Source organism: Candidatus Blastococcus massiliensis AP3 (assembly GCF_000582785.1).
Taxonomy (GTDB): Bacteria; Actinomycetota; Actinomycetes; order Mycobacteriales; family Geodermatophilaceae; genus Blastococcus; species Blastococcus massiliensis.
The window spans coordinates 606551-620371 of sequence record NZ_HG931175.1 but is presented as its reverse complement, the minus strand read 5'-3'; the positions used below and the strand labels follow the sequence as shown (position 1 = coordinate 620371).

General features: G+C 73.8%; 14 protein-coding genes and 1 pseudogene. 10 read left to right on the top strand and 5 right to left on the bottom strand.

The features are described from left to right. Nucleotide 1: 1 nt before the first annotated feature. Complete coding sequence (gene deoC / locus BN344_RS17075; protein ID WP_040339688.1) at nucleotides 2-685, top strand: deoxyribose-phosphate aldolase; 684 nt, start codon at nucleotides 2-4, stop codon at nucleotides 683-685. Next, nucleotides 675-959: a hypothetical protein gene (locus BN344_RS17070; protein WP_040339687.1), complete on the top strand. Its 285-nt coding sequence runs from the start codon at nucleotides 675-677 to the stop codon at nucleotides 957-959. Before deoC ends, BN344_RS17070 begins: the two co-directional genes overlap by 11 nt. 86 nt (nucleotides 960-1045) lie before the next feature. On the opposite strand, the gene BN344_RS17065 is transcribed toward BN344_RS17070, so the two are convergent. Further along, nucleotides 1046-1990, bottom strand: coding sequence for a COX15/CtaA family protein (locus BN344_RS17065; protein WP_040339686.1), 945 nt, complete (start codon nucleotides 1988-1990; stop codon nucleotides 1046-1048). Between the two features lie 220 nt (nucleotides 1991-2210). On the opposite strand from BN344_RS17065, the gene BN344_RS17060 reads away from it, so the two are divergent. Genes BN344_RS17060 through BN344_RS17025 form a run of 8 tightly spaced genes read left to right on the top strand, consistent with a single transcriptional unit; the run spans nucleotide 2211 to nucleotide 9085 of the window. Next, complete coding sequence (locus BN344_RS17060) at nucleotides 2211-2963, top strand: helix-turn-helix transcriptional regulator (protein ID WP_231486966.1); 753 nt, start codon at nucleotides 2211-2213, stop codon at nucleotides 2961-2963. Next, nucleotides 2960-4396: a Fe-S cluster assembly protein SufB gene (gene sufB / locus BN344_RS17055; protein WP_040339684.1), complete on the top strand. Its 1437-nt coding sequence runs from the start codon at nucleotides 2960-2962 to the stop codon at nucleotides 4394-4396. The genes BN344_RS17060 and sufB overlap by 4 nt, the downstream gene beginning before the upstream one ends. Further along, entirely contained in the window at nucleotides 4396-5718 is a 1323-nt protein-coding gene (sufD, locus tag BN344_RS17050) for a Fe-S cluster assembly protein SufD (RefSeq protein WP_040339683.1), read from the top strand. The genes sufB and sufD overlap by 1 nt, the downstream gene beginning before the upstream one ends. 3 nt (nucleotides 5719-5721) lie before the next feature. Then, nucleotides 5722-6090 (top strand): Rieske (2Fe-2S) protein, encoded by a 369-nt coding sequence (locus tag BN344_RS17045; RefSeq protein ID WP_040339682.1) that lies wholly within the window; start codon nucleotides 5722-5724, stop codon nucleotides 6088-6090. Between the two features lie 14 nt (nucleotides 6091-6104). Next, nucleotides 6105-6893 (top strand): Fe-S cluster assembly ATPase SufC, encoded by a 789-nt coding sequence (gene sufC, locus BN344_RS17040; protein WP_040339681.1) that lies wholly within the window; start codon nucleotides 6105-6107, stop codon nucleotides 6891-6893. Next, entirely contained in the window at nucleotides 6890-8197 is a 1308-nt protein-coding gene (locus BN344_RS17035) for a cysteine desulfurase (protein WP_040339680.1), read from the top strand. The genes sufC and BN344_RS17035 overlap by 4 nt, the downstream gene beginning before the upstream one ends. A 10-nt stretch (nucleotides 8198-8207) precedes the next feature. After that, a complete protein-coding gene (gene sufU, locus BN344_RS17030; RefSeq protein WP_040339679.1) occupies nucleotides 8208-8678 on the top strand; it encodes a Fe-S cluster assembly sulfur transfer protein SufU in 471 nt (156 codons plus the stop codon). Then, entirely contained in the window at nucleotides 8675-9085 is a 411-nt protein-coding gene (locus BN344_RS17025; RefSeq protein ID WP_040339678.1) for a metal-sulfur cluster assembly factor, read from the top strand. Before sufU ends, BN344_RS17025 begins: the two co-directional genes overlap by 4 nt. A 92-nt stretch (nucleotides 9086-9177) precedes the next feature. On the opposite strand, the gene BN344_RS17020 is transcribed toward BN344_RS17025, so the two are convergent. From BN344_RS17020 to BN344_RS17010, 4 genes and pseudogenes are all read right to left on the bottom strand, one after another. Further along, nucleotides 9178-9393 (bottom strand): hypothetical protein, encoded by a 216-nt coding sequence (locus BN344_RS17020; protein ID WP_040339677.1) that lies wholly within the window; start codon nucleotides 9391-9393, stop codon nucleotides 9178-9180. A 71-nt stretch (nucleotides 9394-9464) separates the two neighbouring features. After that, nucleotides 9465-9734 (bottom strand): annotated as a pseudogene (locus BN344_RS21240) (GNAT family N-acetyltransferase); the annotation flags it as partial. Next, nucleotides 9731-11506 (bottom strand): SCO7613 C-terminal domain-containing membrane protein, encoded by a 1776-nt coding sequence (locus tag BN344_RS17015; RefSeq protein ID WP_155858927.1) that lies wholly within the window; start codon nucleotides 11504-11506, stop codon nucleotides 9731-9733. The gene BN344_RS17015 and the pseudogene BN344_RS21240, both read right to left, overlap by 4 nt. Before the next feature lie 76 nt (nucleotides 11507-11582). After that, a complete protein-coding gene (locus BN344_RS17010; protein ID WP_040339675.1) occupies nucleotides 11583-13736 on the bottom strand; it encodes an SCO7613 C-terminal domain-containing membrane protein in 2154 nt (717 codons plus the stop codon). Nucleotides 13737-13821: the final 85 nt, after the last annotated feature.

Genomic DNA, 13821 nt, shown 5'->3' with positions numbered 1-13821 from the left:
CATGCAGCGCAGCGAGCTGGCGCGGCTGATCGACCACACCCTCCTGAAGCCGGAGGCGCGCGCCGCCGACGTCGACGCCGCGGCCCGGGAGGCGCTGGACGTCGGCGCCGCCGCGGCGTGCGTCGCTTCGTCACGCGTGGGTCGGGTCGCCGGTCGGCTGGCGGGCTCCGGCGTGAGGGCCTGCACGGTGATCGGCTTTCCCTCCGGCGCCGTGCCGACCGTGGCGAAGGTTGCCGAGGTGCACGCGGCGGCCGCGGCCGGCGCCGACGAGTTCGACGTGGTCCTCGACATCGGGTTGCTGAGGGACGGTGAGCGCGAGGCGGTGGCCCGCGACCTCGCCGCGGTACGGGCGGCGGTGCCCGATGGGGCGCTGCTCAAGGTGATCCTCGAGACCGCCGCCCTGGACGACGAGCAGATCCGGCTGGGCTGCCTGCTCTCCCGGGATGCCGGCGCCGACTTCGTGAAGACGTCGACCGGCTTCCACCCTTCCGGAGGCGCGACCACCGAGTCGGTCCGGCTCATGCGGAAGACGGTCCCCGACCTCGGGGTCAAGGCCTCGGGCGGGATCCGGGACCTGGCGACGGCGCTGCGCATGCTCGACGCGGGCGCGACCCGCCTCGGCCTGAGCGCGACCCTCGCCGTCCTCGCCGAACTGCCGGAGCAGGACCGGACCCGTGCGGGGTGATCTGGCCGATGCGCGGATGGGGCAGTTCGTCGGGCTCGACCGGCGGACCTACTCCATGACGGCGCCACGGATCGAGCGGCCCGAGGTCGGGGCGCTCATCGAAGCCGGGACGCCGGTCGTGACCTACTTCGCGGGCGGGCGGCTGGTCTGGCACGACGAGGACGACGCCTGGCCCGCGTGGGCTGACGCGCGCACTGCGCGGGAGACGGTGACCGCCGGTCGTTGGGAGTCACCGGACGGCTCACTCGCCGTCGTCCTCGTCTGGCACGAGTGACCGGACGGCCCTCGTGCCGGGAAGAAGGGGTCTGACGGCGGGATCGGATGCCTCGTTCCCCGAACGAGGGGCTGGGCGCCGTCGGGTCAGCGGGTGGCGGCAGCCGGTTCCGCGACGGTGCCGACCGGCAGTTCCGACGCCGGGCCGCGGACCGACCAGATCAGCCGCGCCGTGTACGCGGTGGTCAGCACCGCGCCGGCCATGTGCAGCAGCACCAGGACGATGGGGAGCCCGGTGAAGTACTGCACGTAGCCGACGACGCCCTGGGCCAGCTGCACGATCAGCAGGTCGCGGGCCGCCCGGCGCACGCGGGCGGGGGAGTCGTTCGCGTGGAGCGCCACGAGCAGAGCGACGGTCAGGCCGATCAGCAGGAAGACGACGTCGGCGTGGACCTGGCTGATCAGCTGGGGGTCGACGCCGATCCGGTCGCCGGTGGGGACGCCGTCCCGGTCCACGTCCCCGCTGTGCGGACCGCTGCCGGTGACGATCGTGCCGAGCACCAGGACCGTGGCGGTGGCGGCGGCGATGCCGTAGGTCAGCAGCACGAAAGGCCGGCGCAGGAGCGGCTGGCCGACGCCGGGCTCCCGGGAACGCAACCACAGCGTCGTGGCCAGCGCGACGAGCGCAGCGGAGACGAGGAAGTGAGCGGCCACGGTCCACGGGTTCAGCCCCGTGAGCACCGTGACGCCGCCGAGCAGCGCCTGCGCCGGGATCCCCAGGAAGGTGATCACTGCCAGCCGGCGCAGGTCACGTCGCGGCGAGCGCCAGATGGTGACGACGGTCGCGATCGCCACGATCGCCAGCACGAAGGTGAGCAGCCGGTTGCCGAACTCGATCGCGCCGTAGATCGACAGCTCCTCGGTCGCGACGAAGCTGTCCTCGGTGCAGCGCGGCCAGGTCGGGCAGCCGAGGCCCGAACCGGTCAGCCGGACGGCGCCACCCGTGACGACGATCAGCCCGTTGGCGATGGCGTTGGCCAGCGCCACCCGCGAGATGACGGCGGGGGAGAAGGCAGGGGAGAGGACCGGCACGGGTCCGATGCTAGAAGCACGGGGGGCGCTCGCGGCCTCCTGGCGGGCCCCGGTGGGTGGTCGCGCCGTGAGGCTGCTCACGACGGCGTCCCCCGCGGGGCTTTCTTAGGGCGACCTTGCTTGCAGGCGTCCTGAAATAGGACACACTCGTGTTGTGGAAACAGTCGCGACAGCTCCCCGCACGTCGGCCCCGGCCGACGACGGGCGGACCCGCGACCGCGTGAGCGCCCTCCTCCTGGAGCACGGCCCCCAGACCGCCACCGAGCTCGCCGGCCGGCTGGGCGTCTCGCCGGCCGCGGTCCGGCGCCACCTCGACGCCCTGGTCGCCGCCGGCCGCGTCGAGGAGCGGCAGACCCGTGACCCGCACCGTGGCCGCGGACGCCCGGCCCGCCGGTTCCACCTCACCGACGCCGGCCGGTCCTCGTTCCCGCACGCCTACGACGACCTCGCCCTGACCGCGCTGCGCTACGTCGCGGCCTCCGGCGGACCCGACGCGGTCCGCGCCGTCGCCGAGCAGCAGCTGGCCGGGCTCGAGGTGCGCGCGTCCAGCGCCGTCGAGGAAGCCGTGCGCGCCGCCGGCGGGCGCCCCGTGGACCGGGCTCAGGCCCTGGCCGGGGCCCTGACGGCCGAGGGCTACGCTGCCACGGCCTCGGCGATCTCCGGCGGCGGCCAGCTCTGCCAGCACCACTGCCCGGTGGCGCACGTCGCCGCCGAGTTCCCGCAGCTGTGCGAGGCGGAGACGGCGGTGATCGGCCGGCTGGTGGGGACCCACGTGCAGCGGCTGGCGACCATCGCCCACGGCGACGGGATCTGCACCACCCACATCCCCGGTCCACTGCAGTCGAGATCTCCGCGCACAGGGAACAGATCGACCCCCGTGCGCCCTGTACTAGGTGAGCGAGCGGCGCCCGCCGGCGCGCGCACCAGCACGAGCACCACCCCCACGAACCACCGGGAGAGGACGCCCGCATGACCAGCACCCAGCAGCCCGCCGTGCCGCTGACGCAGGACGAGCAGATCGATGCGCTCGGCCGCTACGAGTACGGCTGGGCCGACGCCGACGTGGCCGGTGCCTCCGCCCGCCGCGGGATCGACGAGAGCGTCGTCCGCGACATCTCCGCCCGCAAGAGCGAGCCCGAGTGGATGCTCGAGCGCCGCCTCAAGGCGCTGAAGCTCTTCGGCCGCAAGCCGATGCCCGACTGGGGCTCGGACCTCTCCGGCATCGACTTCCAGAACATCAAGTACTTCGTGCGCTCCACCGAGAAGCAGGCCACCTCGTGGGAGGAGCTGCCGGAGGACATCAAGAACACCTACGACCGCCTCGGCATCCCCGAGGCGGAGAAGCAGCGCCTGGTCGCCGGCGTCGCCGCGCAGTACGAGTCCGAGGTCGTCTACCACCAGATCCGCGAGGACCTGGAGGAGCAGGGCGTCCTCTTCCTCGACACCGACACCGCGCTCAAGGAGCACCCGGAGATCTTCCAGGAGTACTTCGGCTCGGTGATCCCGTCCGGCGACAACAAGTTCGCCGCGCTGAACACCGCCGTCTGGTCGGGTGGCTCGTTCATCTACGTGCCGCCGGGCGTGCACGTCGAGATCCCGCTGCAGGCCTATTTCCGGATCAACACCGAGAACATGGGCCAGTTCGAGCGGACGCTGATCATCGTCGACGAGGGCGCCTACGTGCACTACGTCGAGGGCTGCACCGCGCCGATCTACAAGAGCGACTCGCTGCACTCCGCGGTCGTCGAGATCATCGTCAAGAAGAACGCGCGCTGCCGGTACACGACCATCCAGAACTGGTCGAACAACGTCTACAACCTGGTCACCAAGCGGGCCGTGGCCCACGAGGGCGCGACCATGGAGTGGGTCGACGGCAACCTCGGCTCCAAGGTGACGATGAAGTACCCGGCGGTCTGGATGACCGGCGAGCACGCCAAGGGCGAGGTGCTCTCGATCGCCTTCGCGGGCGAGGGCCAGCACCAGGACGCCGGCGCCAAGATGGTGCACGCCGCGCCGCACACCTCCTCGACCATCGTGTCGAAGTCGGTGGCCCGCGGTGGTGGCCGCACGTCCTACCGCGGCCTGGTCCAGGTCGACGAGGGCGCCTACGGCTCGAAGTCCACGGTCAAGTGCGACGCCCTGCTCGTCGACACGATCAGCCGGTCGGACACCTACCCCTACGTCGACGTCCGCGAGGACGACGTCTCCATGGGTCACGAGGCGACGGTCTCCCGCGTCAGCGACGACCAGCTGTTCTACCTGATGAGCCGTGGTCTGTCCGAGGACGAGGCGATGGCCATGGTCGTGCGCGGGTTCGTCGAGCCGATCGCCCGCGAGCTGCCCATGGAGTACGCCCTCGAGCTCAACCGGCTCATCGAACTGCAGATGGAAGGTGCCGTCGGCTGATGACCGACTCGAACACGACTGGTCTCACCACGGAGTCGTCCACGCTGGCCGGCGAGCTCTTCGCCGACGGCGTGGGCGCCCAGGCCGGTCCGCCCACGACCCCGGCCGCGGGCACCGGGAGCGCCGGTCAGGCCGCTCCGGGTGCGCACTCGCACGGGGGCCCTGCCCCGACCGGATCGCCGGCGGAGCGCTTCACCTCCACCGACCCGGACGCCTTCGGCGTCCCCACGGGTCGTGAGGAGACGTGGCGCTTCACGCCCATGAAGCGGATCAAGCCGCTCCTGGACGGCGCCCCGTCGGAGGCGCACCTCACCTGGACGACCGACCTCCCCGAGGGTGTCGAGCTGACCAGCGTCGAGGCCGGCGACCCGCTGCTCAAGGGCCTGCCCGAGCCGGTCGACCGGTTGGCCGCGCTCGCCCGCCAGCGCAGCGGCGGTGCCGCCGTCGTCCGCGTGGCGAAGGAGGCCCAGCTCGACCGGCCCGTCACCCTCGGCCTGGCCGGCACCGGCGGCGACAGCCCTGATGACGCAGTCGTCTGGGGCCAGCTGGTCGTCGAGGTCGGCGCGTTCGCCAAGGCGACGGTCGTGCTCGACCACACCGGCCTGGCGAAGTACGCCGGCGGCGTCGCCGTGATCGCCGGCGACGGCGCTCAGGTCACGCTCGTCTCCGTGCAGGACTGGGCCCCCGGTGCCGTGCACGGCGGTCAGTACGACGCCGTCGTCGGCCGGGACGCGACCTTCAAGCAGGTCGTGGTCACCCTCGGCGGCGACCTCGTCCGCCTGGTCAGCAACGTGCAGTACGCCGGCCCCGGCGGCTCCGCGGAGCTGTTCGGCGTCTACTTCTCCGACGAGACGCAGCACCAGGAGCACCGGCTCTGGGTCGACCACGCCGTCCCGAACTGCACCAGCAACGTGCTCTACAAGGGCGCGCTGCAGGGCGAGGGCGCACGCACGGTCTGGATCGGCGACGTCCGCATCCGCCCGGCCGCGACAGGCACCGAGACCTACGAGCTGAACCGCAACCTGGTGCTCACCGACGGCGCCCGCGCCGACTCGGTGCCCAACCTCGAGATCGAGACCGGCGAGATCGTCGGCGCCGGCCACGCCAGCGCCACCGGCCGGTTCGACGACGAGCAGCTGTTCTACCTGTGCTCGCGCGGCATCGACGCCGAGACCGCCCGCCGCCTGGTCGTGCGCGGCTTCTTCGCCGACGTCGTCCAGCACATCGGGATCGACGCCCTGCAGGACCGGCTCATGGGGATCATCGAGACCCGCCTGGGCGCGCTGCCCGACCTCGACGAGCAGCCGGTCGAGGTGGCCTGAGCCATGGCGTTCGAGCGGGTCTGCGCGCTCTCCGAGGTCCCCGAGAACGGGTCCCTGCGGGTGGAGCTCGCCGACATCGACGTGGCGGTCGTCCGCTTCGAGGGCGAGGTCTACGCCCTCGAGGACAAGTGCTCGCACGCCGACGTCCCGCTGACCGAGGGCGACGTCGAGACGTTCCACGGCGCCCCCACCATCGAGTGCTGGCTGCACGGGTCGTGCTTCGACCTGCGCACCGGCGAGCCCACCAACCTGCCGGCCACCGAGCCGGTCGACGTCTACCCGGTCCGCGTGGAAGGGGAGGACGTGCTCGTCGACACCGAAGTGAACGCAGCGACGAGCGTCATCCAGCCTTCCGGCGCGGCCGGCGAGTGAAAGAGAGAAGCGAAGTGTCCGTCCTGGAGATCCGCGACCTGCACGTCAGCGTCGGTGAGGGTGACGACGCCAAGGAGATCCTCCGCGGCGTCGACCTGACCGTCCGCTCCGGCGAGACCCACGCGATCATGGGGCCGAACGGGTCGGGCAAGTCGACCCTGGCCTACTCGATCGCCGGTCACCCCAAGTACACGATCACCGGTGGCACCGTCACGCTCGACGGCGAGGACGTCCTCGCGATGAGCGTCGACGAGCGCGCCCGCGCCGGCCTGTTCCTCGCCATGCAGTACCCCGTCGAGGTGCCGGGGGTGAGCGTCTCCAACTTCCTGCGGACCGCCGCCACCGCCATCAAGGGCGAGGCCCCGAAGCTGCGCACCTGGGTCAAGGACGTCAAGAGCGAGATGGAACTGCTCGAGATGGACTCCGCCTTCGCCGAGCGCAACGTCAACGAGGGCTTCTCCGGCGGTGAGAAGAAGCGGCACGAGATCCTGCAGATGCGGCTGCTCAAGCCGGCCATCGCGATCCTCGACGAGACCGACTCCGGCCTCGACGTCGACGCGCTGCGGGTCGTCTCCGAGGGCGTGAACCGCACCCGCGAGGAGGGCGAGATCGGCGTCCTGCTGATCACGCACTACACGCGGATCCTGCGCTACATCAAGCCCGACTACGTGCACGTCTTCGTCAACGGCAGGGTCGTCGACGAGGGTGGCCCGGAGCTCGCGGACAAGCTCGAGAGCGAGGGCTACGCCGCCTACGTCAAGGGCTCCAACGAGGTTGCCGCCGCGGAGGTCGCTTCCGCATGACCCAGACCGTCTCGCGTCCCGAGGGGGCGCAGAAGCCCCTGCCGCTGGACGTCGAGGCGATCCGGGCGGACTTCCCGATCCTGTCCCGCACCGTGCGGGACGGGAAGCGGCTGGTCTACCTCGACTCCGGCGCCACCTCGCAGAAGCCGCGCCAGGTGCTCGACGCCGAGCGCTGGTTCTACGAGAACGTCAACGCCGCGCCGCACCGGGGGGCCCACCAGCTCGCCGAGGAGGCGACCGGCGCCTACGAGGAGGCCCGGGCGACGATCGGTGCGTTCATCGGAGCTCCCGAGAACGAGATCGTCTTCACCCGCAACACCACCGAGGCGATCAACCTGGTGGCGTACGCCCTCTCCAACGCCGCGACGGCGAAGGAGCCGGAGTTCCGCACCTACGCCGTCGGCCAGGGCGACGAGATCGTCGTGACCGAGATGGAGCACCACGCCGACCTCGTGCCGTGGCAGCAGCTGTGCGAGCGCACCGGGGCGACCCTGCGCTGGCTCGGGCTCACCGACGAGGGCCGGCTGGACCTCTCCGACCTGGCCACGGTGGTCAACGAGCGGACCAAGCTCGTCGCGGTCACCCAGCAGTCGAACATCCTCGGCACGATCAACCCCCTGGGCGAGATCGTGGAACGGGCGCACGAGGTCGGCGCGCTCGTGCTGGTCGACGGCGCGCAGTCGGTCCCGCACCAGCCGGTCGACGTCCAGACGCTGGGCGCCGACTTCCTGGTGTTCTCCGGCCACAAGATGCTCGGGCCCACCGGGGTCGGGGTGCTGTGGGGCCGCTACGAGGTCCTCGACAAGCTGCCCCCGTTCCTCACCGGCGGCTCGATGATCGAGGTCGTGCGCATGGAGGGCTCCACCTTCATGCCGCCGCCGCAGCGGTTCGAGGCCGGCGTCCCGATGACCGCGCAGGTGATCGGCCTCGCCGCCGCCGTCGAGTACCTGCAGGCGCTCGGCATGGACAAGGTCCAGGCGCACGAGGAGGCGATCACCGGCTACGCGCTGGAGAAGCTCGCCGAGATCCCGGGCGTCACGGTGATCGGCCCGCCGGACACGGTTGCCCGCGGGGGAGCGATCTCCTTCACCGTCGAGGGCATCCACCCGCACGACGTCGGCCAGGTGCTCGACGACCTCGGTATCGCCGTCCGCGTCGGCCATCACTGCGCGTGGCCCGTGGTCCGGCGTTACGGCGTCCCGGCGACCACGCGGGCGACGTTCTACGTGCACACGGGCTACGACGACGTCGACGCGCTCGCCGACGGAATTCGGCAGGCCCAGAAGTTCTTCGGAACCGTGTGAGGTCCGTCTGATGCAGCTCGAGTCGATGTACCAGGAGATCATCCTGGACCACTACAAGAACCCCCACGGCCGCGGCCTGCGCGAGCCGTTCGAGGCCGAGGTGCACCACGTCAACCCAACGTGCGGTGACGAGGTGACCCTGCGGCTGCACGTCCAGGGCGACACGATCGCGGACGTCTCCTACGAGGGGATGGGCTGCTCGATCAGCCAGGCCTCCATCTCGGCGATGTACGACCTGGTCATCGGCAAGACCGTGCCGCAGGCGCTCGAGACCGGCGAGCACTTCGTGACCCTGATGCAGGCCAAGGGTGACCCCGCCGTGGCCGAGAAGCTCGAGGACGAGCTGGAGGACGCCGTCGCGTTCGCCGGCGTGTCCAAGTACCCCGCGCGGATCAAGTGCGCCCTGATGAGCTGGATGGCGTTGAAGGACGCCTCCGCCCGGGCACTGTCCACCACACCCCAGACCGGAGGCACCGCATGAGCGAGATCACCGAGAACGCCGACACCTCGAACGCGACGCCCGCGACCGACGGAGCGCCTGGCGACCTGCCGGCCTACAAGACCGCGCTCCTCGAGGACCTCGAAGAGGCCATGCGCGACGTCGTCGACCCGGAGCTCGGCGTCAACGTCGTCGACCTCGGCCTGGTCTACGGCCTCGACGTCGACGACGACAGCAACGTCGCGATCATCGACATGACGCTGACCTCGGCGGCCTGCCCGCTGACCGACGTCATCGAGGACCAGGCCCGTCAGGCCCTGACCGGCGGCCCCGGCCCCGGCCTCGTCGACGACATCCGGATCAACTGGGTCTGGATGCCGCCGTGGGGCCCGGACAAGATCACCGACGACGGCCGCGAGCAGCTGCGCGCCCTCGGCTTCCGCGTCTGAGAAACTCCCCTTGCCCCCCACCGCTCGCAGGCTCGCGTTGGGACCCGGCAAGGGGCCGAGGCCGTTCCAGCACGTCACCTCGGCGGTTCCGGTCAGTCCGCCGCGGTGGCGTAGGTGACCTCCGTGGCGGTGGCGAGCCGGTGGAGCACGTCGCCGAGCGTCCACCGGTCCGGGGCGCCGAGGGCGTACAGCAGTAGCCGCGGCGGCGGGGAGCCGTCGAAGGACGGCGGGCGGTAGCTGATCCCGAACGGGGCGGGGACGGCGCCGTGCGCCGCGTAGAAGGCGATCCGTCGCTCCCGGGCGCGCACCTCGTCGGGCGTGAGCTCCGGTTCGGCCGGGTCCTCGACCTCGAGCAGGACCCCGCCCCTCGTTCGCCGAGGTGCTCCACCATCCGGGCGCCGTGACCGCCTCCGCGCGCATCGCTGCGGACGGCCAGGTACTCCAGGAACTGTGCGTCCGGTGCCAGCCGGACGAGGCTGGCGAACGCGACGACGCGACCCCCTGAGCGCAGGACCAGGCAGCTGCGGCTCCGGCCGAACTCCTCGGCGAGGACGGCGGCGGGCACCCGCTCGTTCGCCGGGAACGCCTCCTCGTAGATGGCCAGGACGTGGGGGAGGTCGACCGGAGCGAACGGCTCGGGGGCGCTCATCGCAGGTCGGCCAGTCGGGCGGCGAAGCCGGCGATCGGCCGGCCCTCCCGCCGCATGCCGACGAGCAGCAGCGCGACGCCGACGACGAGTGCCGTGCCCACCGGCCAGGGGAGCGCCCGCACCGCCAGGCCCAGCGCCAGCGCCACCGCCGTCGCCGCCCCGATCGTGAGCGGCGCACGCACGCCCGCCCGGGCACCGGCCAGCATCGCGACCGCGGCGAGCGCCAGCACGAGCACCGCGCGCAGGGCGTCCGGCGCGGTCACCGCCAGGACCGTCGAGGGCACCGCGGCCACCACCAGCCCGGGACCCCATGCCTGACGCGACGGGTCGCGCACCAGCCCCCGTCCCGCGGCGAGGAGCAGCCCCAGCGCCGCCGGCACCGTGTACGCCTCCACGGCACCGAGCCCGGCGAGCGCCGCTGCCAGCCATCCGGCGAGCACCACCTGGGTCGCGCCGACCCGCCAGGCAGCGGCCGAGTCGGTGTCCTCGTCCGCATCGGAACCTGCGCGGCCGGTCCACCACGCCCAGGTGAGAGTCACGACCGCGTGCGCCGCCAGGTGCGCGGCGAGCATCCCGTGGTCCCCGTGCACCCCCAGCAAGGTCACGGCCGCCGCGGCGCAGGCGGCGCCCGCCACCGAGGTCGCCCGCCGGGAGTCGCGGTCGAGAGCGGCGGCCATCAGCAGGGCGGCGCCGTAGAGAGCGCTCAGCAGGACCGCGACCTCGGCCGGTGCGGCCCAGCCGTCGGGCAGACCGAGCAGCGCCGCACCACCCAGGCAGCCGACCGCGGTCGGTGCCGCGACCGGACGGTCGGCACGGCGCAAGGCCGCGACCCAGACCGTCGGCGCGGCGGTGAGCAGCAGCAGGAGCGCCAGCTCCGACCAGTGCCGGCCGAGGAGCAGCCGGCCGACGGAGAGGACGGCGAGCAGGACGCCGCCGCTGAGGGCCACCGGCAGGAAGAGGCCTCGCCGCCATCCCGACAGCCCGCCGGCGGCGAGGGTGGCTCCCAGCACGCCCGCGAACCCGGCCACGGCCACGGTCACCGGCCCGCCGGCGGAGCTGGCCCCGGCGACGGCGGCACCGGACACCGCGCCCGCGACCGCCGGGACGAGCCGTGGCGGGCCCAGCAGCACGTCCAGCGGTGTGCGGAGACGCGCCACCAGCAGCCCGGCCGCGGCGGCGGTCATCAGGAACGCGGCCAGCCAGCGCTCCGCGGGCCCGGCGGTCCAGGCCTCCGTCACCCCACCCAGCACGCCGGCGGCCCACCACGGCGCGGTCGTCGCCATGGTCAGCCGGGCCACCAGCGGCCGGCCGAACAGCGCCGTCGCGAGCCCGACGACCGAGACCGTCAGGAACAGCTCGACGTGCAGGGCATCCGGGACGGCGCCCAGCCAGCGGAGGGCCGCCACCTGGACGGCGACCCAGGCGGCGAGCGGCCACGCGGCGGGGGAGGGGGAGACCCGACGGAGGACGAGGAACGCGCCGGCCAGGCCCAGGGCGAGCAGCGGGTCGCCGTCGGCCGGGGCTCCGGCCACGTCGCTGCCGACCAGCCCGAGCCCGGCCGCGCTGGCGGCGAACGTCTCGGCCGAGCTGCGCAGCTGCGCACGGTCGGCGCGCACCGACAGGACCGCCGCCGCGACGGCGAGGGCGAGGACGGCGGTCCTCGCCGGCGCGCCGTCGTACGCGGACGTCAGCGCGGCCCCGGCACACACCAGCAGGACGGCGCCGACGACCAGCAGCACCTGTGGCGGGCGGGTCCGCCCGGGGATCACCATGACCGCCGCCCCCCTTCCCCTGTGCGCCCCTCACCGTAGGGCGGGGATGCCCGCGCGGACCCGGGTCAACCCGGGGTCAGCGCATCTGCGCCACCCAGGCCACCGCCTCGCGGGCCTGCTGCCGCCGCCGCTCGTAGGTCGCACCCACGACCAGCAGCAGCAGTCCGGCGGCGCCCAGGGTGACCCAGCGGGGGAGGACGGGCGCATACGGGCCGAGCCGGCCGATCGCGACGACGAGCAGGACCCCGGCGCCGACCACGAACGGCGCCTGCCGGTGCCGCAGGGTGCCGGCGACGGTGAGCAGGACGGCCGCGGCGACGACGAGGACCAGCCGGAGCCCGGTCGGCGCCGCGACCACCACCAGGGCGGATGGCACGAGGGCCACCCCCACGGCGGCGCCCTCGGCCGCCCAGGACGGGGCGCCGGACCGGAGCGCGGGCAGCGCGACCACCAGCAGCCCGGCCGCGGCCGGCAGCGTGTAGGCCTCGGGCGTCTCGATCCCCGCGCCCCCGACGGCGATCCAGGTCGCCAGCACGAGGTCGGCGACGGCCACGACGCCCACCCAGCGGCGGGACGCCACGATCGCGTACGCCCCGGCGGCGGCACCGACGACGCCGAGCTGCACCGCCGTCTGACCCCAGGCGCCCACGGCTCCGCTCGTGACTGCCGCGGCCAGCCCGGCGACCGGCCCGCAGGCGGCCGCCGTCCACTCCTCGGGCCGGCCGGCGCGCAGCGCCGCCACGGCGAACGCGGTCGCGCCCAGCAGTGCCAGGAGCAGGCCCGCCACCGGCCGGGTCAGCACGTCATCGGCGCGGGCCAGGAGGACGGCGATCACCGGGGCGAGCAGCGCGGCAGCGGTCGCGGCGGCTCGCAGGGCGCTCAGTCGCAGCGCGGCCAGGGCAGCGGGCACCGTCGCGGCCAGGGCGACGACGGCCAGTTCGCCGAACCGTTCCCTGTCCGCGAGGAGGGCGACGTGCAGGAGGGTCAGCGCGCTGCCCGCGGTCACCAGTGCAGCCGTCGGGGCCGCCCGGTCGGCGAGGAGGACCGCCGCGGTGAGCGCGGCCAGACCGAGACCGATGGCGACCCACGATCCGTCGGCCCCGAGGGTCTGCAGGGAGCCCGCCAGCGCGATGCCCACCACAGCCCCGACCGCCCCGGACACCGCGGCTGCGGAACGGCGCGACGTGGCGGTCTGCCGCGTCCACCGGTCCAGCACCAGGGCGCCGGCGCCGGCAAGGACGAGCAGTCCGGTCGCCGTCCACGAGTCGCCGTCGCTCCCGCCCCATGCGGTGCCCATGCCGCCGAGGACGCCGACGGTCGCGAAGATGCCGGCCAGCACGGCCGCGACCGGGCGCAGTCCCGGCCGCAGGCGGCGGGCGGCGACGACGTCGGCGGCTGCGAGGCCGAGGGCGACGGCGACACCCGCCGGCCCCGTCAGCAGCTCGCCGGAGAGGAGCAGGAAGGGCAGCGGCTGAGCGGCGAGCAGTGCGGTCAGGGGCCAGGTGGCGGTGCTGCGCGTCAGGCGGCCCAGGCCCAGCGACACCGCGACGACGACCGCGCAGGAGATCGCCCACCAGGGCCGGAGACCGACGTCCTCCAGCTCGAACAGGCCCAGGGCCCGAGCGGCGCCCAGGTCCACGGCGAGCAACGCGGCGGCGGCAGCGGCCAGCGCCTCCTCGGTGGCCCGCAGCCCTCGGCGGGCGACCCAGGCGGAGACGCCGGCCGCGAGCGCCGTGGCCGTGAGCATCGCGCCGGCCTGGAAGACGATCCCGAAGCGGGTCCAGCCGACGGCGACGAAGGTGATGCCCGCGGCGACCACCAGGATCGCGCCGAGGCCGAGCAGGACCTGCTGCGGGCTGAGCCGCCGGACCGGGCGAGGTGCCCCCGAGACGGGAGGAGCCCACGTCGGCGGAGTCGGCGGGGGAGTCGGTGGTGGTGGGGGCGGCGGCGACCAGGCCGCGGCCGGCGGGGCCACCAGGGGAGCGGCCCGCGGGGTCATCGGGGGAGCGGCCGGGGGCGGGGCGAAGGGAGCGGCGGACCGGAGCGTCGCCAGCAGCGCGTCGCGGTCGCGGTTCAGCTCGCCGATCGTCGCCCCGATGCGCGCGATCACCAACCCGGCCTGGGCGGCGGCCGGCAGGCCGCACGACGGGCACGGCCCGCGCCCGAGGTCGCCCACCGGGCGCCCGCAGACGGGACAGGTCGGCACCCACGGCGCCCCGGGCGGGTTCATGGCCGCATCCTGGCGTGCCGGCCCGACGCGCAGACCCGTTCCCCGCAGAACACGCCCGAGCGGGCGATGCCGCCGATGTCACCCC

What these genes read in the sequence shown, in the direction of transcription:
- BN344_RS17045 (WP_040339682.1), top strand. Translation starts at nt 5,722, where the DNA reads ATGGCGTTCGAGCGGGTCTGCGCGCTCTCCGAGGTCCCCGAGAACGGG.
- BN344_RS17015 (WP_155858927.1), bottom strand. Translation starts at nt 11,506, where the DNA reads ATGGTGATCCCCGGGCGGACCCGCCCGCCACAGGTGCTGCTGGTCGTC.
- sufU (WP_040339679.1), top strand. Translation starts at nt 8,208, where the DNA reads ATGCAGCTCGAGTCGATGTACCAGGAGATCATCCTGGACCACTACAAG.
- BN344_RS17035 (WP_040339680.1), top strand. Translation starts at nt 6,890, where the DNA reads ATGACCCAGACCGTCTCGCGTCCCGAGGGGGCGCAGAAGCCCCTGCCG.
- deoC (WP_040339688.1), top strand. Translation starts at nt 2, where the DNA reads ATGCAGCGCAGCGAGCTGGCGCGGCTGATCGACCACACCCTCCTGAAG.
- BN344_RS17010 (WP_040339675.1), bottom strand. Translation starts at nt 13,736, where the DNA reads ATGAACCCGCCCGGGGCGCCGTGGGTGCCGACCTGTCCCGTCTGCGGG.
- sufB (WP_040339684.1), top strand. Translation starts at nt 2,960, where the DNA reads ATGACCAGCACCCAGCAGCCCGCCGTGCCGCTGACGCAGGACGAGCAG.
- sufD (WP_040339683.1), top strand. Translation starts at nt 4,396, where the DNA reads ATGACCGACTCGAACACGACTGGTCTCACCACGGAGTCGTCCACGCTG.
- BN344_RS17025 (WP_040339678.1), top strand. Translation starts at nt 8,675, where the DNA reads ATGAGCGAGATCACCGAGAACGCCGACACCTCGAACGCGACGCCCGCG.